General features: G+C 57.7%; 18 protein-coding genes and 1 riboswitch. Of the genes, 10 read left to right on the top strand and 8 right to left on the bottom strand.

The annotated features are described in order from the left end of the window. Positions 1-7 precede the first annotated feature (7 nt). Together ACIQZK_RS04270 and ACIQZK_RS04265 are read left to right on the top strand one after the other, a co-directional pair. Entirely contained in the window at positions 8-1,168 is a 1,161-nt protein-coding gene (locus tag ACIQZK_RS04270; RefSeq protein ID WP_395637549.1) for an aromatic ring-hydroxylating dioxygenase subunit alpha, read from the top strand. Beyond that, entirely contained in the window at positions 1,165-2,784 is a 1,620-nt protein-coding gene (locus ACIQZK_RS04265) for a phytoene desaturase family protein (RefSeq protein WP_397575048.1), read from the top strand. The genes ACIQZK_RS04270 and ACIQZK_RS04265 overlap by 4 nt, the downstream gene beginning before the upstream one ends. Positions 2,785-2,926: 142 nt before the next feature. Here ACIQZK_RS04265 and ACIQZK_RS04260 read toward each other — a convergent pair whose 3' ends face one another. The 4 genes from ACIQZK_RS04260 to ACIQZK_RS04245 form a co-directional block, all read right to left on the bottom strand. Continuing rightward, positions 2,927-5,266 carry a TonB-dependent receptor gene (locus ACIQZK_RS04260; protein WP_397575047.1) on the bottom strand — a complete coding sequence of 780 codons (2,340 nt, stop codon included), beginning with the start codon at positions 5,264-5,266 and terminating at the stop codon, positions 2,927-2,929. Positions 5,267-5,468: 202 nt separating this feature from the next. Then, entirely contained in the window at positions 5,469-7,076 is a 1,608-nt protein-coding gene (locus ACIQZK_RS04255) for a sulfotransferase (RefSeq protein ID WP_397575046.1), read from the bottom strand. Next, positions 7,073-7,651 carry a nucleotidyltransferase family protein gene (locus tag ACIQZK_RS04250; RefSeq protein WP_397575045.1) on the bottom strand — a complete coding sequence of 193 codons (579 nt, stop codon included), beginning with the start codon at positions 7,649-7,651 and terminating at the stop codon, positions 7,073-7,075. Before ACIQZK_RS04250 ends, ACIQZK_RS04255 begins: the two co-directional genes overlap by 4 nt. A 14-nt stretch (positions 7,652-7,665) precedes the next feature. Beyond that, positions 7,666-8,604: an XdhC family protein gene (locus ACIQZK_RS04245; RefSeq protein ID WP_397575044.1), complete on the bottom strand. Its 939-nt coding sequence runs from the start codon at positions 8,602-8,604 to the stop codon at positions 7,666-7,668. 69 nt (positions 8,605-8,673) lie between these two features. On the opposite strand from ACIQZK_RS04245, the gene ACIQZK_RS04240 reads away from it, so the two are divergent. From ACIQZK_RS04240 to ACIQZK_RS04205, 8 genes are all read left to right on the top strand, one after another. Next, a complete protein-coding gene (locus tag ACIQZK_RS04240) occupies positions 8,674-9,165 on the top strand; it encodes a (2Fe-2S)-binding protein (RefSeq protein WP_397575043.1) in 492 nt (163 codons plus the stop codon). After that, a complete protein-coding gene (locus tag ACIQZK_RS04235) occupies positions 9,165-11,399 on the top strand; it encodes a molybdopterin cofactor-binding domain-containing protein (RefSeq protein ID WP_397575042.1) in 2,235 nt (744 codons plus the stop codon). Before ACIQZK_RS04240 ends, ACIQZK_RS04235 begins: the two co-directional genes overlap by 1 nt. A gap of 1 nt (position 11,400) precedes the next feature. After that, entirely contained in the window at positions 11,401-11,997 is a 597-nt protein-coding gene (locus ACIQZK_RS04230; RefSeq protein WP_397575041.1) for a GNAT family N-acetyltransferase, read from the top strand. Between the two features lie 57 nt (positions 11,998-12,054). Then, a riboswitch (cobalamin riboswitch) is annotated at positions 12,055-12,254 on the top strand. A gap of 83 nt (positions 12,255-12,337) precedes the next feature. Continuing rightward, positions 12,338-14,185 (top strand): TonB-dependent receptor plug domain-containing protein, encoded by a 1,848-nt coding sequence (locus ACIQZK_RS04225; protein WP_397575040.1) that lies wholly within the window; start codon positions 12,338-12,340, stop codon positions 14,183-14,185. Between the two features lie 17 nt (positions 14,186-14,202). Then, entirely contained in the window at positions 14,203-15,033 is an 831-nt protein-coding gene (locus ACIQZK_RS04220; protein ID WP_397575039.1) for an ABC transporter substrate-binding protein, read from the top strand. Then, positions 15,030-15,995, top strand: a complete 966-nt coding sequence (locus tag ACIQZK_RS04215; RefSeq protein WP_397575038.1) for a FecCD family ABC transporter permease — start codon at positions 15,030-15,032, stop codon at positions 15,993-15,995. Before ACIQZK_RS04220 ends, ACIQZK_RS04215 begins: the two co-directional genes overlap by 4 nt. Beyond that, positions 15,992-16,768 carry an ABC transporter ATP-binding protein gene (locus tag ACIQZK_RS04210; RefSeq protein ID WP_397575037.1) on the top strand — a complete coding sequence of 259 codons (777 nt, stop codon included), beginning with the start codon at positions 15,992-15,994 and terminating at the stop codon, positions 16,766-16,768. The genes ACIQZK_RS04215 and ACIQZK_RS04210 overlap by 4 nt, the downstream gene beginning before the upstream one ends. Next, positions 16,765-17,910: an alkaline phosphatase D family protein gene (locus ACIQZK_RS04205; protein ID WP_397575036.1), complete on the top strand. Its 1,146-nt coding sequence runs from the start codon at positions 16,765-16,767 to the stop codon at positions 17,908-17,910. Before ACIQZK_RS04210 ends, ACIQZK_RS04205 begins: the two co-directional genes overlap by 4 nt. Here ACIQZK_RS04205 and ACIQZK_RS04200 read toward each other — a convergent pair. The 4 genes from ACIQZK_RS04200 to ACIQZK_RS04185 form a co-directional block, all read right to left on the bottom strand. Further along, the gene (locus ACIQZK_RS04200) at positions 17,894-19,441 is read right to left on the bottom strand and encodes a PH domain-containing protein (RefSeq protein WP_397575035.1); all 1,548 of its coding nucleotides are present in this window, start codon (positions 19,439-19,441) and stop codon (positions 17,894-17,896) included. The two genes, ACIQZK_RS04205 and ACIQZK_RS04200, sit on opposite strands and share 17 nt — an antisense overlap. Beyond that, a complete protein-coding gene (locus tag ACIQZK_RS04195; RefSeq protein WP_397575034.1) occupies positions 19,438-19,911 on the bottom strand; it encodes a PH domain-containing protein in 474 nt (157 codons plus the stop codon). The genes ACIQZK_RS04200 and ACIQZK_RS04195 overlap by 4 nt, the downstream gene beginning before the upstream one ends. 75 nt (positions 19,912-19,986) lie before the next feature. Continuing rightward, entirely contained in the window at positions 19,987-20,985 is a 999-nt protein-coding gene (locus tag ACIQZK_RS04190; RefSeq protein WP_397575033.1) for an NAD(P)H-dependent flavin oxidoreductase, read from the bottom strand. Between the two features lie 40 nt (positions 20,986-21,025). After that, positions 21,026-22,282, bottom strand: coding sequence for an aspartate kinase (locus ACIQZK_RS04185; protein ID WP_333569254.1), 1,257 nt, complete (start codon positions 22,280-22,282; stop codon positions 21,026-21,028). Positions 22,283-22,323: the final 41 nt, after the last annotated feature.

The following is a 22,323-nucleotide window of genomic DNA, read 5'->3' as shown; positions in this document are numbered from 1 at the left end:
GAGCAAGATGTCCGAATCAGACCTGCACATAGAGCGTGACAATCTGGACGGCTGGAGCCTGCCAGCATGGACCTATGATGATCCTGAATTTGCAGCGCTTGAGGTAGATCGGATTTTCCGTCCCTCATGGCAAGTAGTCTGCCATGTCAGCGATGTCGCGAACAGTGGCGACTGGCATAGCCTCGATTATATCGGCGAAAGCGTCATCGTCGTGCGCGGTGCGGATCAGGTATTGCGTGCCTTTACCAATGTCTGCCGCCACCGGGGCAGCCGCTTGGTCGATGGATCAGGCGGATGCGCCAAGAAACTTGTGTGCCCTTATCATGCCTGGACCTATGATCTTGATGGCCGCCTGACGGGTGTTCCGGACAGCGCGTCCTACCCCACTTTGGACAAGGACAAAGCGGGTCTTGTCGCTGTCGACATGGAAATCTGGCGCGGTTTTGTTTTTGTCCGCCTGGAAAGCGGCGGCCCCTCGGTCGCCGACATGATGGCGCCTTATGAAGACCAAGTCGCGCCCTATCGTTTTGAAGAACTCAGGGCGCTTGGCCGGGTCACGATGCGACCGCGCGCTGTGAACTGGAAAAATGTCGGCGACAATTATTCCGATGGCCTGCACATTCCGGTGGCGCATCCCGGCCTCACGCGGCTGTTCGGCAAAAGCTACGGCATTGAGGCAGAGCCACATGTTGACCGCATGTGGGGCGACCTTGTGGACCGGCCATCGGCCAACTGGTCAGAGCGTGGCTATCAGAATCTGTTACCTCCAGTGCCGCACCTGCCCGCCGCCAACCAGAAACGCTGGTTGTATTTCAAACTGTGGCCATCGGTTGCGTTCGACATTTATCCCGACCAGGTCGATTTCATGCAATGGCTGCCAACTGGCCCTACCAGCTGCATCATCCGCGAGATTAGCTATGTCTTACCCGATGACCGCCGCGAAATGCGCGCTGCCCGCTATCTCAATTGGCGGATTAACCGGCAAGTAAATGCGGAGGATACCGTCCTCATCACCCGCGTGCAGCAAGGCATGGCTAGCCAAAGCTTTTCCATGGGTCCGCTGTCCGACACGGAAGTTTGCCTCAAAAGCTTCTGTCGCCAAATTCGCAACATCATTCCCGAGTCGCGTCTTGAACATCGCCCTGCGCAGGGCTGGAGCAAAAAATGACACAAAAATATGACGCACTCATCATTGGCGCTGGCCACAATGGCCTTGTCTGCGCCTTTTATCTGGCGCGCGCCGGTCTAAAGGTTCGTATCGTCGAACGCCGCGATGTCGTGGGCGGTGCGGCCGTCACCGAAGAATTCCACCCCGGTTTCCGCAACTCGGTCGCAAGCTACACCGTCAGCCTGCTCCAGCCCAAGGTCATTTCGGACATGAAACTGGCCGACCATGGCTACCGTGTCATTGAACGCCCGATATCGAATTTTCTGCCGCAAGAAGACGGCGGCTATTTGAAACTGGGCGGCGGGCTTGAGCGTACACAGGCCGAATTTGCGCGCTTTTCAAAACATGATGCCGCAGTGCTTCCCGAATATTATGACATGTTGGAAGGCGTTGCCGACGTCCTGCGCGATCTTGCGCTGAAATCGCCACCCAATGTCGGTGACGGGCTGAAGACATTGATCGACGCCGCCGTGCAGGGTCGCGGGCTGATGAAGCTCAACCTGTCGCAGCAACGTGACGTGCTTGAACTGTTCACAAAATCGGCGCGCAGCTTCCTCGACAGCTGGTTCGAGAGCGAAGCGGTCAAGGCGGCGTTCGGTTTCGACGCCGTCGTCGGCAACTATGCCAGCCCAGATACGCCCGGCAGCGCCTATGTTTTGCTCCACCACGTCTTTGGCGAAGTGAACGGCAACAAGGGCGCATGGGGACATAGCATTGGCGGCATGGGCGCGATTACGCAAATCATGGCGAAGGTGTGCGTTGCCCTTGGCGTGGAAATCAGCCTTGAAGCGCCGGTATCGCGCGTGCTGGTCGATGGCGAAAAAGTGGCTGGCGTCCGGTTGGAAAGTGGCGAGGAAATCGTCGCCGACCGCGTGATCTCCAACGTTGGACCAAAGCTGTTATACGAACGCATGTTCGACGACGCCGATTTGAAACCCGAATTCAAACGCCGCGTAAAAGGGTTCAAGGCCGGCAGCGGCACGTTCCGCATGAATGTCGCGCTTTCAGAACTGCCCAAGTTTACGTGCCTTCCCGAACCCGGCGAACACCATCAATCGGGTATCATCATTGCGCCAACGCTTGATTATATGGACCGCGCGTTTCTTGATGCAAAGCGCGATGGTTGGTCGCAAAAACCGATTGTCGAGATGCTGATCCCATCCATCATCGACGACAGCCTCGCGCCTGCGGAGCAACATGTCGCGAGCCTGTTCTGCCAGCAATTTGCGCCGGAGCTTCCGGATAATGCAGATGGTTCCAAACGCGATTGGGATGCCGAAGAGGGCAAGGCGGCCGATGTCATCATCGACACAGTAGAGGCTTATGCACCGGGTTTCCGCGCGTCAGTCCTTGGCCGGCAGATTTTGAGCCCCAAAGGTCTCGAACGCAAATTCGGGCTTGTGGGCGGCGACATCATGCACGGAAATATGAGCCTCGACCAATTGTGGTCAGCACGTCCTATCTTGGGCCATGGCGCGTATCGCGGACCGTTGAAGGGCCTGTATATGTGCGGTGCGGGCAGCCATCCCGGCGGCGGTGTTACCGGCGCTCCGGGCCATAACTGCGCTGCTGAAGTGCTGGCTGACAGAGGCATCCTGAAGCGGATCTTCGGCTAAGCCATAATGAAAAAGCCGGATCTATACAGATCCGGCTTCTCCCCCCTGTCGCCCTTGGCGACAAACTTTATGTCATTCATTTAATGACGAATTTCACCTTCCTTCCCTACAAATTTTTGCAGGGAAGAAAAGCGAACAATTGTCAAAAATCGCGTGAGAACTTCACGCCGATCAGCCGTGGTTTGATCAGCACGTCGTAAAATGCACCGCCAGTTGGCGTCGCAGGCGTCACGTCCGTACCGCAAACAGTTTCAAGGCATTGGACGCCTGTGTTCACGATACCGCGTGTGTCGAACAGGTTCGTCGCAAAAGCCTCGATCGTCCATAGGTCGCTCTTCACACCAACGGAGAAGTCAGCGGTCGTGTAGGCGCCCAAATCGCCCTTGATTGCATTTTGCGCAGGCCGCAAATCGCTCTTGCGACTTCCAATATGGTTGACGGCAAATTGAACATGGCCATCCCAGTCAGCGACAGGGAATTCGTAACGCGCAATAGCGTTGCCCTTCAACTTGGCCGTAACAGGCAGACGCGATCCAGCCTCTGCGAGCAAGGAATTGCCCGGTGTCGAACAATCAAAATTCGCGTTGGCAATGGCGCAGAAGTCACGGCGAATTTGCGCGTCGTTATAACTGAAGCCAGCATTCAGGCTGAAGCCGCCGGCACGGAAGCCTGCATCCATTTCAACACCGCGAATACGCGAAATACCGGCATTGCGGATTTCCGTAAGACCGTTTGCGCCGAGGAAGGACAGCTGAATATTATTCCAGTCTTCCTGGAACACTGCGCCGTTCCAGCGGAACGCACCGAATGTGGTTTTCCAACCCAATTCATAATTGTCCAACTTGTCCGAGCCATAAGGTGGCAAGGTACCGCGACGGTTGATGCCACCGGGGCGGAAACCACGCGACCATGTTGCATAGAGCAGCACGTCGTCATTGACCTTGTACGTGGCGTTCAGCTTGTGGATGAAGCCAGTGTCCGAAGTCGACTTGTCAACATTGGTACAAGGGCTGCCATCGACGAGGATCGGCACCGGTGTGCCGCTTGGATTGGCGCGGCGTGTTGTGCCATCGGTGTTGAGGCAGGCTGCTTCACCGGTTCGGCTGGAATAGCCGCTCGAAAATCCAAAGAAGCCTTGAAGCGAGTTATCAAACTTATAGTAACGCAGACCACCGGTGAGCGAGAGCTTCTCCGTTAGGTCATAGGTCAATTCGCCAAATGCCGCATAATCGCGGTCAACGCGTTTCTGCATGGTCAACCAGATATTGCTGTCGGTTCCGGTAACCGTGATGGAATCGGCAATATTGTCGATGATGTAGTTTTGGTCGATGATGTGCGACTGACGCTGTGCAAACAGACCACCAATGAACCGCACGGGTGCGTCCGCAGGGCTGGCAACACGCAATTCACCGAAGCTTTTTCTATACGTGTCAACACCCTCAATATACTGGTTCGGGTTCACGAGGTTCCCGGCATTGTCATAGAAATAATTGCCGTACCCAGCGAGCGCGTCATAGAAATACGCATAATCGGAATAGTCCAATTGCGTTTCTGTCTTACGACGCAAATGTCCGCCCGTCGCGGTGACATCCCAATTGCCGATCTTACCTTCAACGGTAAGCGCGGCCTGAATCCATTTATCGCGGCTGCCCTCTGGATTGTACTGCACAGTTTGCAGTTCACCGGTTGTTTGGCCGGAGCGTTCCTGTGAATAGCTGCCCTGGGTGTTCTGGACTTGGCCCATCAGCGTTGGCTTGATGGTCCAGTTTTCGTCCAGATCAATGCCCAAAGCCAAACGTGCGCCATATGTTTCAGCGTCGTTAAAGTTCTTTTCAACCAACGCGGTATTGCTTTGGCGAATGCCTGAGCTCGCAAAGGTGCGCGAGCCCTGAATATTGTCGATATAGCCGCCATCATCACGATACCAGCCGACCAAACGCGCTGCGGCGCCTTCGGCGATTGGCACGTTCACAAAGCCTTCGTAAATCGAACCGAAATCGCCATGCGCAACATTGTTGAGTTCAACGCCGACGCTGCCGTAAAGTCCGGAAGGATCGGGCGCATTGGTCACCAGCTTCAATGTACCTGCCATTGAGCTTGCGCCGTACAATGTGCCTTGTGGACCCGCCAGTGCTTCAACACGTGCGAGGTCATATGCGTGCAAATCAAGCGCGCCTTGAATGGTCGTGATCGGCATTTCGTCAAGATATGTGCCGACGGTCGGCAGCGATGCCGAGTGGTTCGCGTTTTCACCCGACGCTACGCCGCGGAAATACACCTGCGCAAAACCTGGTCCGCCTTGCTGGATCGTGACCGAAGGCAAAAACTTGACGACATCTTGCAATTCGCTGACCTGAAGCTGATCGAGCTTTTCATTGCCAATCGCGTTGATGGCAATTGGCACATCCTGCAGATTCTGTTCACGCTTTTGCGCGGTCACGACGATGACATTGCTGTCCTCTTCAGCGGCTTGCTGCGCCATAGCTGGCGCTGCGAAGGCGGTTGATGTCAACAGCACAACGAGAGCTGTTCGGACGTTAGACTTCTGACTTTGTAGGCGCATGCAGCGACCCTCCCTTGTTACCCTAGAATAAATAGGCTCCCAATTGCGCCCTCACGCAATATATTTTCGCTCCATCAGCCGTTTTTATACAATTTTACATTTCTGTGTTGCAACCCAGCAACTATGCTGCGGCCGGATAAATTTCCCACAAATGGCCAAGTGCGCGCTTTAACGGCTCAAGATGCGCTTCATACGGTTTCCATTGGTCAACGCCGTCGCGGTTGATGGGGCGGCGGACCTGTTCGCTCGACGCAGTGCGCACCGCACGCTTGTTTTCATGGAAATTCAGACACGCATCTTCAAACGGCAGCCCCAGATATTCCAAAAGTTTCCGGATTTCTTGCTCCGGGTCTTCCAGCAATTGTTCGTGAATGACGCGGTAGACATAGCCCGGCGCAACAGCATCAAAATGCGCCATCGCCCGCACATAATCGGCATAATATTGGCCCATATGCGCAAGGTCATAACTGAACGCCTGCCCCTTGGCGAAATGCTGGCGATAATTGGAAAAGCAGCAATCCAGCGGGTGCCGCCGCGCATCAATGATTTTGGCGCCCGGCAAAATCAAACGGATGAACGCCAGATAATTCCAGTTGTTGGGCAGCTTATCGATGAAAAATGGCTTGTCGGTTTTGCGTTGGATGCGCGTGCGCTCGATGAATTCCGCGCCAAGCCGTTCGGCATCATCGGCGGATAGCGCAACGGTCGCATCAATCCAGTCCGACCCGCGCCCTTCACGCAGCGCCATGGCTGGAATGTCCGGTAGTTCCATCGTCCCTTCAACCATGGAATGGCTCGCAAGGATTTGCTCAATCAGCGTCGAGCCCGCACGCGGCATGCCGATGATGAAGATAGGGTCTGGCGCCTTATGCCCCTGTCCCGCGCGCCCTTCCCAAAATGGAGTGGTGAACTGGGCCGCGATCTTATCGACCTGCGTACTTACGCTTTGCGGATCATAATGCAGCTCCGCACTGCGCAGCGCGTTGCCCTTGGCATAATGCGCAAAGGCGGCGGTATGATCCGCGCGCTCTTCGCTTGCCTTGCCCAGCGCAAAATGCAGATGAAACGCGTCCTCCGAAACCAACCCGGCCGATGTTAAAGCGGTCTCCATCGCCGCAACATCGTCGTCCGAAAACTGGTAGGTTTTTAGATTGGCAAGGCTCCAATACACTTCGCCCAGCGTTGGTTCCACCGATATGGCGTGCCGATATGCCGCAACGCTTTCGTCCTGATTGCCAACGGTTTTGAGCATATGGCCATAGCTCATCCACAATTTGGCATGGTCGGGGAACCGCGCGGTCAGTTCCTGATAGAGCGCAATAGCCTCTGCATAACCGCCAATCCGCCCGAGTGCCGCAGCCTTCAAATTTTGCTGCACCGGATTGTCACCGTCTTCGGCGAGCACGGCATTCAAATGCTCAAGCGCCTCTGGAAACCGGTTCTGTTTGTACAATACCGTTGCCAGATTGGCACGCGCAGCGCCAAAGTCAGGTGTCAGCTCAAGCGCGCGGCGAAGCAATGCCTCGCTATCTTTCAACCGGCCCACACGCGCCGCCAATTCCGCCATCATGCGAATGGCGGCAACGTCCGTCGGCGCATCACGCAAATGACCGCGCAACAGCGGCTCTGCATCCTCCAACCTGTTTTCGGAAAGCGCGACAGCCGCCGCCATAAGGTTCGGATTGCGCAAAGCAGCTTCGATAGCGGGGCGTGCAGATATTTGGTTCATTGCGGACGGTCTATGCGATGAAACGAAACTTTTGAAGCGGCCAAATCATCTGGCGTATCAATGTCGCGCAACATGCCCGCAGGTGCGGTCAGTTTTTCTGCACGGGCCAGAATATGCCGCGCGCCAGCATCGCCCGCTGTCGCCAGCAAATCCGGCCAATGAGATCGCGGGAATATAGCGGGCGGCATGGGCTGGTTTCCGTCAAAAGATGCCACCACATCATCCGTGCAAGCCGCAATCAGCGCCTCGACATGGGCAGCCTGCACGAACGGCATATCGGCCAGCCCGATAAGCAACGCCTGCGCATCGGTGCGCAAGGCTGCCTCAACCGCGAGATGGAGCGAGCCCGATAGCCCGATGCTGGGGTTCGGGTTATCGACAATATCAAATCCCAAAAGCTTATAATGTGCGGCAATAATTGCGTCGGGCTGACACACCGCGAAATGCGCGGCTGACGCAATGCCGCCCAGTTCACGCGCCGCACGCGCACCCAGTGGCGCACTTTCAAATTCTGCCATCAACTTATCGGCACCAAAACGCCGCGCATTGCCAGCCGCCAGCAGGACGATTGCCACGTCCTTCGCCTGCATCAACGCAGCCCTTGGTTAAACGCGCGGATCATGCCGCCTGCGATAGACAGCGCGATTTCGGGCGCGCTGATGGCGTTAATCGCCACGCCCGCTGGCCCCTCAATGCGCGCGCATTGTTCTGCAGTTACACCCGCCGCCGACAGCCGGGCCAAACGTGCCTGATGTGACCGGACGGAACCGAGCGCAGCGACATAGGCCGCAGGGCTCGCCAGCGCCGCCGCCAGCGCAGGGTCGTCGATTTTGGGATCATGGCTCAGCGTCACAATCGCGCTTCGGCTATCGGGCGCAAAAGCCTTGACCGCGTCGTCGGGCCAGCGGTCATCCAACCGAATGCCGGGAAAGCGTTCCGCCGTTAAAAATCGGCCGCGCGGGTCGCTCAATGTGACATCCACCCCCTGCGATACCGCAATGGCGGCAAGGGCCGATGCAATTTCAACCGCGCCGACAATCAGCAAACGGCGCGGCGGATGGTAGATATTGACGAAACCAACACCCGCATCATCGTCCAGCACAGCACTTCGGCCCGATTCCAAATCCGTCGCAACCGACAGCGCCGCGCCGGCAGAGCGCGCCTGGATGATATCGGCAAACAGATGCGCAGGAAAACCATCGGCGGAAACAGGCTGGACCAGCACCTGAATATCCCCGCCACAGGGCAGGCCCACGTCCCACGCCGCATCGTCAGCAACGCCATATCGGCGGAGCACCGACGGCGCGCCTGCCAAAACCATCTGCGCACGCTCAAGGACGTCGCCTTCAACACAGCCGCCAGAAACAGACCCCACAAAGCGCCCGTCCGCATGCACAAGCATATGTGTACCGACCGGACATGGCGCGGATTTCCAGGTTTCGACCACCGTGGCAATCGCCATCGGCGCGCCTGCCCAGTCGATTGCGGCGGCAAGGATACGGTCGTGATTGGCGCTGCCCATAGTCATGGCAATGCGCTAGCAAAGAGGCGGAAGCGTTGCTATATGAAACGCAGTTTTGGGTGGGAGCTTATTTGCATGGCAATTCAGACGTCAATCAATGGCAAGCCAGTGGCACTTTCGGCGGAGCCGGACACCCCGTTGCTTTGGGTTATCCGCGAAGAGCTTGGCCTAACCGGTACGAAATTCGGGTGCGGCATTGCGGCCTGCGGCGCGTGCACCGTCCATGTGAATGGCGAACCCACCCGTTCGTGCAGCCTTCCCGTGAGCGAAGTCGCGGGCAAGGCGATCACTACCATCGAAGGCCTCAAATCTGCGGATGGTACGCTCCACGCCGTCCAGCAAGCATGGATTTCTGCGCAGGTTCCGCAATGCGGCTATTGCCAGTCGGGGCAGATTATGGCCGCTGTGGCGCTCATCGAAAAAACCGGCAGCCCAAGCGATGCACAAATTGATGAGGCGATGACCAACATCTGCCGCTGCGGCACCTATCCGCGCATCCGCAAGGCGATCCATGCAGCGACCGGGCAAGCGGCGAAAGCAGCGAAACCTGCAGAAGGAGCGGCATAATGGCTGACAACACCGCAACTGAAGTGCAACCAACAAAGCGCAAGGGCGTCAAACGCCGTGCCTTCCTCATCGGCGGTGTAGCCGTGGTCGGTGCCGGCCTGTTCGGTATCTCCATCGCCGACAGCAATGCTGCCAAATCCGCCAAGGCACGCCTTGAAAGCGACGGCGGCCACAGCTTTGCCACATGGCTGAAAATTGGTGAGGATGACAGCATCACCATTTATTCGCCGCACACCGACATTGGTCAGGGTTCCAACACCGGTCTTGCGCAAATGCTCGCCGAAGAACTGGACGCTGCGTGGGATCAGGTGCGTGTTGTTTCTGCACCCGCAGAACCGGCGTTCGCCAATGTGGGGCTTGGACGCGCTTTCCTTGCCGATATGACGGGGCAGCCTGCGATCATTAATGGCATTCCGCAATCATTCCTGTCCTTCCTCGCGCGGCAAATGAACCTTCAGATGACCGGCGGCTCCACAGCGTTGCGGTTCACGGGCCGGGTGACCTTTCAAAATGTCGGCGCGGCGACGCGGCTGGCATTGATTGAAACCGCTGCCAAGCGGCTGGACGTTCCAGCCGATGAACTGACGACACAGGACAGCCATGTCATCCATGCCAAATCCGGTCGTGCGTTGCGCTATGGCGAACTGGCGGCCGAGGCGGCTACCTTGTCACTCGACAATGCGCCGAAGCTGAAGGATCCGTCGCAATATCGCATCATGCGCCAATCGATACAGCGGCTCGACATTCCCGCGAAGGTCGATGGCAGCGCGCAATATGGCATCGACTTTGCGGTCCCCGACATGCGCGTCGCAACGATCATGGCAGCGCCTGTGCGTGGTGGCAAATTGACGTCCGTGGACACTGCGCCTGCCTTGGCGGTCAAAGGTGTCGAGAAAGTCATCAAGCTCGATGATGCGGTTGCTGTCGTGGCGAAAGGTTATTGGCCCGCCATTTCCGGCTTGCGCGCGCTCACACCAGAGTTTTCGGACGGCGGCAATGGCGGCATCTCGACCGCGTCCATTTTCAAGGCGCAGGATGCCCTGATCGCCAAGGGCGATGCCGATAGCACAGCCGGCGACGGCGATGTGCAGGCTGGTCTTGGCGCAAAGCCGATCGAGGCGAAATATCAGGTGCCATTTTTGCACCACGCGATGATGGAACCATTTGCCCTGACCGCCCATTTCAAGGATGGGAAGCTCAACATTTGGGGCGGCATGCAAGACCCGCTTGCCACCAAGATGATGGCCGTGGACGTTTCCGGTCTCGACGCGGATGATGTGACCTTCCACCCGATGATGATCGGTGGCAGCTTTGGCCGCCGCTTGCCGATGTATATGGAAATCGTCGCGCAGGTCACAAAGCTTGCGATGCAATTGCCTTATCCGGCGAAGCTGATCTGGAGCCGTGAGGAAGAAGTTGCCCAAGGCGCATATCGACCACAAAGCTCCGCCGCGTTGCAGGCATCATTGACCAAAGAAAAACGCATAAGCGCATATCGCAACGACTATGCCCAACCCGAAAGCGCGGAGAGCGAAACGGTATTCCCTTATACCCTTCCCGCCGTGTCGCGTCGCCATTTTGCGCATGTTTCGAACCAGCAAACCGGCGCGTGGCGTTCGGTCAACTCGACCCAGCAGGGCTTTTACAACGAAAGCTTCATGGACGAGCTGGCCCATGCAGCGGGCGAAGACCCGGTTGTGTTTCGCCGTAATCATTTGAAGGCGGGATCACGGCATTTACGCGTATTGGACGAAGTTGCTGCACGCAGCGGTTGGGGCTCCCCCCTTCCCGCCGGAACGGGTCGCGGTGTCGCACTTGTCGAAAGCTTCAGAACCATCGTCGCGCAGGTTATCGAAGCGTCGGTCGGTGAAGACGGCATGCCCAAAGTGCATAAGGTAACAACGGTCGTGGACGCCGGAAGCATTGTTAACCCGGACGCCGCCATGGCGCAGATTGAGGGCGGCATCATCATGGGGCTTTCGTCCGCCATTGGTGAGGCGATTACGCTTGAAAATGGCGCGGTTCAACAAAGCAACTTGGCGGATTATCCGTTGTTGAAAATGGCAGGCGCGCCTTTGGAGATCGATATCCATTTCCTCAACAGCGGCGCAGATATGGGCGGCATTGGCGAACCTGGCGTTCCTCCGGCGGCCCCTGCCTTGGCCAATGCGTTGTTCGCTGCCACCGGCAAGCGTGTCCGCAATCTGCCCATCCTAACGCAAGCAAAGGCCTAATTTGCCGCACGCACGTTTGTTAAAGCCAACGGACAATCTGGAAATCGCCGAGACATTGGCGCGGGCGTTCCAGACAGAAACCGGGTGGAGCTACGTCATTCCAGACGCAAAGCTGCGCGCGCAGCGGCTTACGGGCATGTTCCATCTGTTCTTGCGCGACGAACATCGCAAAGGTGCGGTGTATGGAACCGATGGCATAGAGGCCGTCACTTTATGGCGTGGTCCGGGGCAGGCCCGCGACAGCATGTTGGATACCGCGCGGCTAATATTGCCGTTCGTCCAGCAGCTGCGCTTTTCGATATTTCGCGGCCTCGAAGTCGCAGACCTCATCGAAAAGCATCTGCCAAAAGAGCCCGTCTGGTATTTGCATTATGCGGGATGTGATCCGGCCTATCAGGGCAAGGGTTATGGCGGCGCTGCCATTCGCGCCGGTTTGGAGCGCGCCGATCAGGATGGATTACCTGCCTATCTGGAAACCGCAGACGAACATAATATTGCGTTATATCAAAGCTTTGGTTTTGCCATCAAGCATAGCTGGCAAGTGCCCGAAGGCCCGCAATTTTGGGGTATGCAGCGCCCGGGCAAGACCCGCCACTGAATAGCGCCAGCGCCCATAGCCGCTGAAGTCCTTGCCCTCCTTACAAAAGCGGCGTAACCCGCTTCGTACGCACCAGGTCTGCGCGAGAGCGTGGATAATAGGGAAGCCGGCGGAAATCCGGCGCTGTTCCCGCAACTGTAACCGGCGAGCTTTTGCTCCAAATGCCACTGGGGAAACGGGTAACCGTGAAACTGGGAAGGCGGGGCAAGAGCACTGACCCGGGAGCCAGGAGACCTGCCTGAATGCGGTTTGTCCTTTGTGCTTGCGGGACACTGGCGCAATCGGGGTTTTCCTCCGCGTGACGACATTGTGTTGGACGTCATGCGAAGGAGATAGTTCCATGACTTATTTAAAATATGCGGCCGCGGCGCTTGCGCTGCTGCCGACGTCGGCACTGGCCGATGAATGGGACGACGTTATCGTTGTCACCGCTAGTGGATTTGAACAACCGCGGTCAGAAACAGGACAAGCGATCGATATTGTCGAGCGCGAGCGGCTCGACCAATTGCAAAGCGCCACCATCGGTGATGCGTTGCAAAGCGTGCCCGGCGTTACCGTTGCCGCACGCGGCAGCCTTGGCGGGCAGACCAGCGCGTTTTTGCGCGGCGGCAACAGTTCGCAGACGCTGGTGCTCATCGATGGCGTGCGGATCAATGACCTCACCAACCCCAATGGTGCGTTTGATTTTGGCCCGCTGATGACGGGCAATATTGGTCAGGTGGAAGTCCTGCGCGGGCCAAACTCAATCATCTGGGGCAGCCAAGCGATTGGCGGCGTAGTCAATATCCAGTCACTGGCCCCGGTCGATGGTTTCGAAGGACGCTTCGGCGCGGAATATGGTGCCGCCGATACCAAACGGATGAACGCCAACATGGCCGGAAGCAGTGGCCTGATCGAAGGCAGCTTTGGCGGGTCATATGTCGATGCCCAAGGAATTTCGGCACTGGCGGGCGGCACCGAACGCGATGGCTTTGAAAATTTCGCGGGCAATGGCCGGTTGAAGTTGAACATAAGCGATGCCTTCAACCTCGATTTTCGTGGCTATTATAACCACGCGACAGTGGAATATGACTCCGCCTTTGGGATCGGCGCCAATGCCCTGCCCGTCACCCGCAACCGGCAATTTGTCGGCTATGTCGGGGCGAATGTCGTTGCGCTCGACGGCCGCATGCAAAACCGCATGGCTTACACACGAACCGACATCAGGCGGCTTGGCACCGACCCGGTGGTGTTCAGCTTCAACAACTTCATTGTCCGTGGCAGCATCGACCGCGCGGAATATCACACGGCATTTGACGTCAACGACGCCCTGACCCTTACCGCTGGTTTGGAGTATGAACGGTCGTTCGCCAGCACATCTTTTGAGGGCGCTGCAGCCGATATCGCGCGCAACCACGTCGCCAGCGGCTTTGGCCAGATTATCGTTCGCCCATTGGCCGGGCTGACACTGACGGGCGGGGTCCGACATGACCAATATAGAGACTATGGCGGGCAAACGACATTGGGCGGCAATATTGCCTTCACCCCCAATGATGGCCGCACCATGTTGCGCGCCACCTATGGCGAGGGTTTCCGCGCGCCGACGCTGACTGAAGGTCAACCACCTTATGGCAACCCCGACCTGCGCCCCGAAACCGTGCGCAATTTCGACCTTGGTTTCGAACAGCAAATATTGGACGGAAAGGCCCGGTTTTTCGCGACCTATTTTAACCGGCGCAGCACGGACTTGATCGCGTTCTCCTTTGCAACTTTTCAGTCCGAAAACATCGATCGCGTGAAATCAACCGGCGCAGAAGCTGGCTTCAACCTGAACCCCACCGACCGATTGGACATTCGGGCGAGCTATACGCTGGTCGATGCGGTTAACCGGTCTGCGGGTGCGAATTTCGGCAACCGACTGGCGTTACGTCCGCAACATAGCGGCAGCCTGACGGTCGACTGGCAAACGCCTTTTGGCCTGTCGGTGGGCAGCAGTGTGTTGTTGATCGGCGATAGCTTTGACGATGCGTCAAACAGCGTGGGTATTGATGGCTATGCGTTGGTTGGCTTGCGGGCATCATTGCCGATCAACGACAGGCTTGAGCTTTATGGCCGCGTCGATAACATCTTCGATGTGCAGTACAGTGTCGTAGCAGGATATAACAGCTTTGGCCGCAATGCCGCGGTTGGCGTCAGGGCCAAATTCTGATGCGTCTCGGGTGGTGCATGTTGCCTTTATTGGCGCTGGCCGGATGCGCCAACCAAGGTACAATTGTGCCCAGCGGCATTGTCTCGAATAATCCCTGCATTGACGCAGTGCTGGCCGAAATTGCGTTGCCCGGCCAAGTGACTGCGGTCAGCACTTATTCGCATGATCCCGAAAGCGCATCTGCACCTTTGGCTTGGTCCATGCAGTATCCCGCCATTGGTGCGAGCGCAGAAGAATTGCTTTTGGCGCGCCCGAAATTGGTGCTGACCGGCAATCTGGCATCGTCGGGTGCAAATGCCGTGCTGGCGCGCGCAGGGATTAAAACAGTGGCCATCGGCGTGGCGCCGACGATTGCAGAGGACATCACGCAAATCCGCACGCTGGCGAAAGCCATCGGCAGGGTGGAGGCGGGCGAAGCCCTTGTTTGGCGCATACAAAGTGCACTGCCCAAACCCGCGAACGCCCAGCCGCCAGTTTCAGCAGTGATCTGGCAAAATGGCGGGTTCGTTGCCGGCAAAGGCACGTTGCAAGACGAACTGTTACAGCGTCACGGATTTCGCAATGCCAGCGCCGAATATGGGCTGGCGTCATGGGGCATATTGCCGCTGGAGACCCTCCTGCGTAACCCGCCGACGGTCATCTTCATGCCCACCATTGCGCAGGGCGAAGATGCCCGAGCGCTTACCGCACGGCAAACGCTATTGCGGCATTTGGACGGCAAAACGCGCATCGTCGATTTTCCTGACCAGCTGTTATTCTGCGGCGGTCCCACGATCGTTAAAGTATCCGCGATCTTGTCGAAGACACGGGCATCGCTGATTGCGCACGCAAGTGGAGGTGGCCGATGACATCGCGTTTCATGACTGGCCTTTTGCTTTGCCTCACGCTTGCGGGGTTCCTGCTTTCGCTGATGGCGGGCAAGGTCTGGATTTGGCCGATGTCATGGGCCGCCGACAATGCCGACGGCTGGATTTTCCTTGAGCTTCGCCTGCCTCGCGCGCTTCTCGGGCTTTGCGTTGGGGCGGTCCTTGGGCTGTCGGGCGCAGTGCTGCAGGGTTATTTACGCAATCCATTGGCCGACCCGACTGTGCTCGGGGTTTCAGCAAGCGCTGCTTTGGGCGGCGTTCTGGCGATCTTCTTGGGCATCAACCTTGTGCCCTTTGGCCTATTCGGCTGCGCCATGATTGGCGCAGGTGCCAGCATCCTTTTGCTGTTGGCGATCGGCCGCGGTGGCGGGCCAATCGGGTTCATATTGGGCGGCATGGTCTTGTCAACGCTGGCGGGAGCACTAACCGCCTTGGTCATCAGCATCGCGCCGAACCCATTTGCCGCCAGTGAAATCATCAACTGGCTGATGGGCGCGCTGACCGACCGGCTGATGGAGGATGTGCTCACTGCGCTGCCGTTCATGGCGATTGGCGCGCTGCTGTTGCTGACCACAGGCCGCGCGCTCGATGCGCTGACCTTGGGCGAGAATGGCGCAAAAAGCCTTGGTGTCGACCTGTTCCGGTTGCAGTGGCTGATTGTCCTTGGCGTTGGCCTTTCGGTTGGCGCATCCGTCGCGGTGTCGGGCGTGGTCGGCTTTGTCGGGCTAATCGTGCCGCACCTCATACGCAGCTTTTATGGCGAACAGCCGTCCCGCATTTTGGTGCCTTCGGCCTTGGGTGGCGCGATTTTAACGCTCACGGCGGACAGCCTTGTGCGTCTTATTCCCGGCCCCGGCGAAATGCGGCTTGGCATTGCCATGGCAGTCCTTGGCGCGCCGTTCTTCCTGCTGCTGCTTTTACGCTATCGTAAGGGTGCAGCATGAACCTGAATGTTCAAGATCTCGGCTTCGCCCATGGCAACGCACCAACGCTTGAGGGAGTCAGCGCCACTTTTGAAGCGGGCAAATTCAGCGTCATCCTTGGGCCCAATGGTGCAGGCAAATCGACATTGCTGGCCTGCCTTGCGGGCCTGCAAAAGCCAAACCGCGGCGCAGCAAAGCTTGGCGAAGAAAGCATATCGAACATGCCCGCACCAACGCGTGCCAAGCGCATTGGACTGCTGCCGCAAGGCGCAGAAACGCATTGGGCGATCACGTCCGAGGCGTTGGTTGCGCTTGGCCGCATACCGCACGCGCGCGGCGCAGGGGCATCGGCCGATGACCGCAGGGCCATTGCCGCCGCGATGTCCGCAACCGCAACCGATGGCTTTGCGCACCGCCCTATCACCGAGCTATCGGGCGGCGAGCGTGCGCGCGTATTGCTGGCGCGCGTGTTGGCCGGCGAACCGGAATGGATACTCGCCGACGAACCCTTGGCCAACCTAGACCCGGGCTATCAACTCGACATCCTTGATCTGTTGCGACAGCAGGCACGGGGCGGCCAAGGTGTCGTCGCCGTCCTACATGATTTGCACCACGCTGCTCGCTTTGCAGATCATATCGTGCTGCTGCATCAGGGTTCCGTCTTTGCGCAGGGTGCGGTGGATGATGTCATCACCGCGCAAAACCTCGCGACGGTATACGGGATTGACGCGCTGCTTTCCAAAGACGAGGAAGGGGCAACCCAATTGTTGATCAAAGGCAAGATGCGCTCATGAAATATGCCCTTCCCCTATTCGCCCTGCTTCTGTCGGGATGCGCCACCACGGTCACCCCGCCGCAGCTTGCTCCAACAAGCGCGCAGGAGGCGCTGCGCCCTTATTATGCCGCACTGGACGTCAAGCTGCCCAAGGCACCAGCCAATCCAGCGCTTTCTGCCGATACCGTAATCACACGTTTTGCATTCGGCAGTTGCCTCAACGAAAACCGCGACATGAAATTCTGGGACGTGATTGCCGCGCAAAGTCCGCAGGCGTTTCTGTTGATCGGTGACAATGTCTATGGCGATACACGGCCAACAAATGGGGCCGACATTCCCACGCTGGCCGCAAGCTATAAGAAACTAAACAGCCGCGTTGAATTTGACCGATTCCGGCGCAGCATCCCCATGATGACCACATGGGATGACCATGATTATGGCGCCAATGACGCCGGCGGTTCCTTTGCGTTCAAAGAATGGGCCGAGAAAGCCTATGAAACCTTTTGGGGTGCATCCGACGAAGTGCGCGCCCGCCCCGGTGTGTATGAAAGCCGGATCGTCGGTCCGCAGGGCAAGCGGGTGCAGTTCATCATCCTTGATGCGCGCTTTTTCCGTTCCGACTTGACCTCCATGACCTATCGCGATCCATCGCCTGCGCTTGGCTGGTATATTCCCAACATGGATCCCAGAGCGACCGTGCTGGGCAGTGCGCAATGGGAATGGTTGGCACAGGAACTAGATAAGCCAGCAGACGTGCGCTTCATCATTTCGTCAACGCAGGTAATAACCGACGCGCATAATTTCGAAGGCTGGACAAATTTCCCTAAGGAGCGCGACCGCCTTTATGCATTGTTGGGTCAAAAGCGCGTTAATAATGCGATATTCCTGACCGGCGACCGGCATTCCGGTGGCTTTTACAAGACCAATGCACCGGGCCTTTCCAAACCGTTGTGGGACTTTACATCCAGCTCGCTGAACTTCGCCTTTGGTAAAGGCGACGGCAGTGACCGCGAACCTGATCCAAGCCGGACAGGTGGTTTTTGGGGCATTGCAAATTTTGGTCAAATCGACATTGATTGGGCATCGAAAAAGGTGGTCATGACCTTGCGCAAGGATGATGGCAGCGTGATCGAAACGCAGGTTGCTAATGCGATTGATTGATCGCTGAATAATCTACGGCCACAACCTTTTCCATCACGGCATCGCGGATAGCGACAGCGGTGGATAGAGGCAGCGCGATCATCTCCATCGTCCCGCCAGCAATGCCGAACCGAAGTGACGCGAGGCCTTGCCGCCGCGATAATGGGCCTTGCGCAATTTCAACTGTCTGCACCTTCACCTGAGGCGCAATCGTCATCTGTTGCCGCCACCAGCCGCGTTTAAGATACAACTGACGGTCATCCAGCCCGAAACGATATTGCCGCCAGTCCAGCCAGAAAAAAGCGCCGGGAAGAACCAATAACAGCAGCAGCAATGTCGTGCGGCTAATTGGGGCATCCGCGAAAATCATCAACGCAGCCATCGCGGTCAACAGCACGGGCACGATGAACAAAAGCTGCGTCAGCCAATATGTGGCAGCGCCCCGCTGCAACCGTTCGTCCCCATCGGGCGCAGCGATTGCGGCGGCTATTGCGATGCGCCACACTTCGTCCAGTGTCGCAAAGGGCGCGGCGACATAGTTGGTCTCTTGCTTGCTGTCCTGCGCGAGACTAACAAATTTCAGGCTGTGCCAGCCACGGCGTTTCCGGAATGGCCCGGTTTGCACAAGTGCCGCCTGCACCCGGTGCGTGGGCATGATAACGTCCGTGAGCGTAAACATACCGCGCCGACGGCGGAACCCCTTGGCGGTTTGGTCGAGCCGGAAGCCATACTCGCGTAAAATCGTGCGCACCACGCCTGTCGCAAAGCCAATGAAAATCAGGCTCGAAATGGCGCCGAAGGCCAAGATCAGCTGCGCGAACACACCAACGCCGTTGATCTGGCTAACGCTCACACCGCGCTCTTCGGCAAGCCCGATCCAATGTTTCACGTCCCAAAAATCATAAGGCAGCAGGAAATCAAATTGCTGTGCAAGACCGCCGAGCACCGCGAAAATCACGAGTGAAAAGGAATAGAGGCCAAAGACAAATACCCGCTTGCCATCCATCGCAAATATCGGGTGCGCGTCGTCTTCAACGGGCCCTGGTGCTTCTGCCGGAGCAGCAATCGCAACCCCAGCCTTACGCGACCGGATTGAAGCGCGCAGGCGGTTCGCCTCCTCCAATGTAACGAAACTCAGTTTCGCATCGTCACCATCGCCGCCGCCGGTTTCAAACTTCACCTCACCCAAACCCATCATGCGGGCGAGCGGCTTTTGTTCGATGCTGACATCCTGAATACGCTCATAGGGTATCGAGCGTGCCGTCCGGTTCAAAATCCCTTTCTCGACCCGGATATCATGTTCGCCAACGAAATATTGAAACCGCAGCCATGCCAACCAGCGAAAGAACAGACTGAATAAAAGAACAAGCGCGATGACGATGGGAATGAGAACCGGATTGTCGGCTTTTCGGACACCGAAGATCGCGGCAACCATTGGAAACACTAACTGCGGAAGGCCCGAGACAAAGCTCACCAGCAAGCCGCTGATATGCAGCCGTTCGCCATCGACTGCGGGCGTTAGATACTCCGGCGCATCAACGGTTTCGTTCACAAGCTGTCCTGCCGGATCGCGGCGCGAATGGCCTCTCGCATCGCCAGCGCGTCGGCATTGGCCAGACCGGGCAAAGCGACTTTGCTGTTGTGGTTACCCGCCGTGTGCACCGTCAGCGTGGCGAGGCCATAGCGCCGGTCAATCGGCCCTTGGTCGACATCGATATGCTGGATGCGCCCGAACGGGACGATGGTATCGCGATAAAACATGTAACCGCGCACAATGCGCAGCCGGTCGGTGCCCATGTCATAGCCCCAATGCCGATATTTGCGCGCCGGGACGGTGAAGGCGACAAAGGCATAGAACAAAAGCATCGGCACGATGAAGCTTCCCGGAGGGGCGACGTGCGCCACCTCAAGCACGCCTGCTCCGACGACAAAGGGCAACAATCCAATCGCTGTCGCAATGCGTGTCGTGGTCACGAATGCGGGGTCGAGCGGGGTTAGTTCCGTCGCGATATTTTGTGTCATGGCACAGATATGCGCACGCTGTGTTGCATTGGCAAGACGGTTAACGATATTCGCTATATGGAGAGTGTGATAGGCTTAACGCGCCAGCGCAGTGTTCGCTTCGTCGACCAGCTTGGCAATGATATCGACAACGGGCCGTTCGACATGGACCATGCCAACCGACTGGCCTGCCATGACCGAACCATATTCAACATCGCCGTCAATCACGGCGCGGCGCAATGCCCCTGCCCAATATTTCTCAATCTCCAGCTGCGCCGTTTCCATATCGATTTCGCCGCGGTCGAGCATTGCGGCCACTTCGACCTGTTTCTTGGTGAACTCCTCAGTGCCCTTGTTCTTCAACGCGCGGACAGGAATGACCGGCAAACGCGGGTCAATTTGAACGCTGGCGACCGCATCGCGGGCATTGGCGCGCAGGAACGCCGCCTTGAAATTAGGATGGGCAATGCTTTCATGCGCGCAGACGAACCGCGTGCCCAATTGCACACCCGCCGCACCCATTTCGAGATAGCTTGCAATCGCACCGCCACGGGCAATGCCCCCCGCGACAAAAATCGGCAGTTGATCGCCCAGCTCCGGCAGGATTTCCTGCGCCAAAACGCTGGTTGCCACTGGGCCGATATGCCCGCCTGCCTCACTGCCCTCGATGACCAGCGCATCAACGCCAGATCGCGCAAATTTCTTCGCGAGCGTGAGCGCAGGGGCAAAGCAGATCACCTTCGCGCCGAACGCCTTGATCGCCTCAATGCTGCCCTTTGGCGGTAATCCGCCCGCGAGTACGACGTGGCTCACCTCATATTTCGCGCAAACATCAATCAGTTCCATGATTTGCGGATGCATGGTGATCAGGTTCACGCCGAATGGCTTGGACGTCAGTGCCTTCGTGGCGGCAATTTCGGTATCGAGCAATTCGGGCGACATCGCCCCGCACGCGATTACCCCAAACCCGCCAGCGTTGGAGATGGCAGATACAAGGTTCCGTTCCGAAACCCAAGACATCGCCCCGCACATAATGGCGACGTCGCAGCCAAGAAATTCCGTGCCGCGTTGCATGAGGTGTTTGAGTTTGGTCATAGCGGTCTCTTAACGGTCGCTAGTTGGCAATGAAAGCGGTTTACTCTGCATCCAACCCATAAGCGGTGTGCAACACGCGCACGGCCAGTTCGGTTTCGTCCTCGTCGATCAAAACCGAAACCTTAATTTCGGAGGTCGAGATCGCCTGAATGTTGATCTTGCGGTCGGCCAAGGAGCTGAACATCGTCGACGCGACGCCTGCGTGGCTTTTCATGCCGACGCCGACGACGGAAATCTTGGTCACCTTTGTATCGGGGATCAGGCGGTTGTAGCCAATCGCGTCGCGGCGGTTTTCCAAAATGTCGGTGCAACGCACAAGGTCGGCTTGCGGGCAGGTGAAGGTCACGTCGGTTTCGCCTTTGTCGCGGCCAACGTTTTGGATGATCATGTCGACGTTGATATTTGCGTCGGCAAGCGGCGAAAAGATGTTGGCCACCGCACCGGGACGGTCGGGTACGCGCGTAAGGGTGATCTTCGCCTCATTCTTGTCGGCGGCAATTCCGGTGATCAGTTGGCGTTCCACTTGATACTTCTCCAATTCTGCGTCGGTCACAATCATCGTGCCGGGGATACTGTCGGCGTCAGGCGCGCTTTCATCAACGAATGAAGACAGCACTTGCACGCGCACGCCTTCCTTCATCGCAAGGCCAACCGAACGGGTCTGCAAAACCTTTGATCCGACCGATGCCAGTTCAAGCATTTCTTCGTAGGTCACGGCCTTCAACTTGCGTGCGCGGGCCACGATGCGCGGGTCAGTGGTGTAAACGCCGTCAACGTCGGTGTAGATATCGCAGCGGTCAGCCTTCACCGCAGCGGCCACGGCAACAGCAGAGGTGTCCGAACCCCCGCGGCCCAAGGTGGTGATGCGGTTGTCGTCGGTCAGGCCCTGAAATCCGGGAATGACCGCGATATTGCCGGCCTTCATCGACGCCAGCAATTCGTCGGTATCGATTGAACCAATGCGCGCCTTGGCATGGGCGCTGTCGGTATGGATGGGCATTTGCCAGCCCAACCAGCTGCGCGCTTCGCAACCGAGCGCCTGCAACGTTATCGCGAGCAAGCCTGCGGTAATCTGTTCGCCAGCGGCGACCACCACGTCATATTCGGCGGGATCGTACAGCGCGTTCGCCTCGCGGCAGAAGTTGACGAGCCGGTCGGTATCGCCCGCCATCGCGGAGACAACGACGGCAACTTCGTCGCCGCGTTCTGCCTGACGCTTCACCAATTGCGCGACACGGCGGATACGTTCCGTTCCGGCCATAGACGTGCCGCCAAATTTCATTACAATGCGGGCCATGAAAACCTTGAAAAGTCGCTATATTACAATCGAGGGCCCTG

Source organism: Sphingorhabdus sp. (genome assembly GCF_044338195.1).
GTDB lineage: Bacteria > Pseudomonadota > Alphaproteobacteria > Sphingomonadales > Sphingomonadaceae > Sphingorhabdus_B.
The sequence above is the reverse complement of the archived record's forward strand: the minus strand, read 5'-3'. Positions and strand labels throughout refer to the sequence as shown.

Coding starts and splice junctions, on each gene's coding strand:
- ACIQZK_RS04210 (WP_397575037.1), top strand. CDS start 15,992: ATGAACCTGAATGTTCAAGATCTCGGCTTCGCCCATGGCAACGCACCA.
- ACIQZK_RS04240 (WP_397575043.1), top strand. CDS start 8,674: ATGGCAATTCAGACGTCAATCAATGGCAAGCCAGTGGCACTTTCGGCG.
- ACIQZK_RS04255 (WP_397575046.1), bottom strand. CDS start 7,076: ATGAACCAAATATCTGCACGCCCCGCTATCGAAGCTGCTTTGCGCAAT.
- ACIQZK_RS04265 (WP_397575048.1), top strand. CDS start 1,165: ATGACACAAAAATATGACGCACTCATCATTGGCGCTGGCCACAATGGC.
- ACIQZK_RS04185 (WP_333569254.1), bottom strand. CDS start 22,282: ATGGCCCGCATTGTAATGAAATTTGGCGGCACGTCTATGGCCGGAACG.
- ACIQZK_RS04220 (WP_397575039.1), top strand. CDS start 14,203: ATGTTGCCTTTATTGGCGCTGGCCGGATGCGCCAACCAAGGTACAATT.
- ACIQZK_RS04235 (WP_397575042.1), top strand. CDS start 9,165: ATGGCTGACAACACCGCAACTGAAGTGCAACCAACAAAGCGCAAGGGC.
- ACIQZK_RS04225 (WP_397575040.1), top strand. CDS start 12,338: ATGACTTATTTAAAATATGCGGCCGCGGCGCTTGCGCTGCTGCCGACG.
- ACIQZK_RS04190 (WP_397575033.1), bottom strand. CDS start 20,985: ATGACCAAACTCAAACACCTCATGCAACGCGGCACGGAATTTCTTGGC.
- ACIQZK_RS04195 (WP_397575034.1), bottom strand. CDS start 19,911: ATGACACAAAATATCGCGACGGAACTAACCCCGCTCGACCCCGCATTC.
- ACIQZK_RS04270 (WP_395637549.1), top strand. CDS start 8: ATGTCCGAATCAGACCTGCACATAGAGCGTGACAATCTGGACGGCTGG.
- ACIQZK_RS04205 (WP_397575036.1), top strand. CDS start 16,765: ATGAAATATGCCCTTCCCCTATTCGCCCTGCTTCTGTCGGGATGCGCC.
- ACIQZK_RS04215 (WP_397575038.1), top strand. CDS start 15,030: ATGACATCGCGTTTCATGACTGGCCTTTTGCTTTGCCTCACGCTTGCG.
- ACIQZK_RS04260 (WP_397575047.1), bottom strand. CDS start 5,266: ATGGCGCAGCAAGCCGCTGAAGAGGACAGCAATGTCATCGTCGTGACC.
- ACIQZK_RS04245 (WP_397575044.1), bottom strand. CDS start 8,604: ATGACTATGGGCAGCGCCAATCACGACCGTATCCTTGCCGCCGCAATC.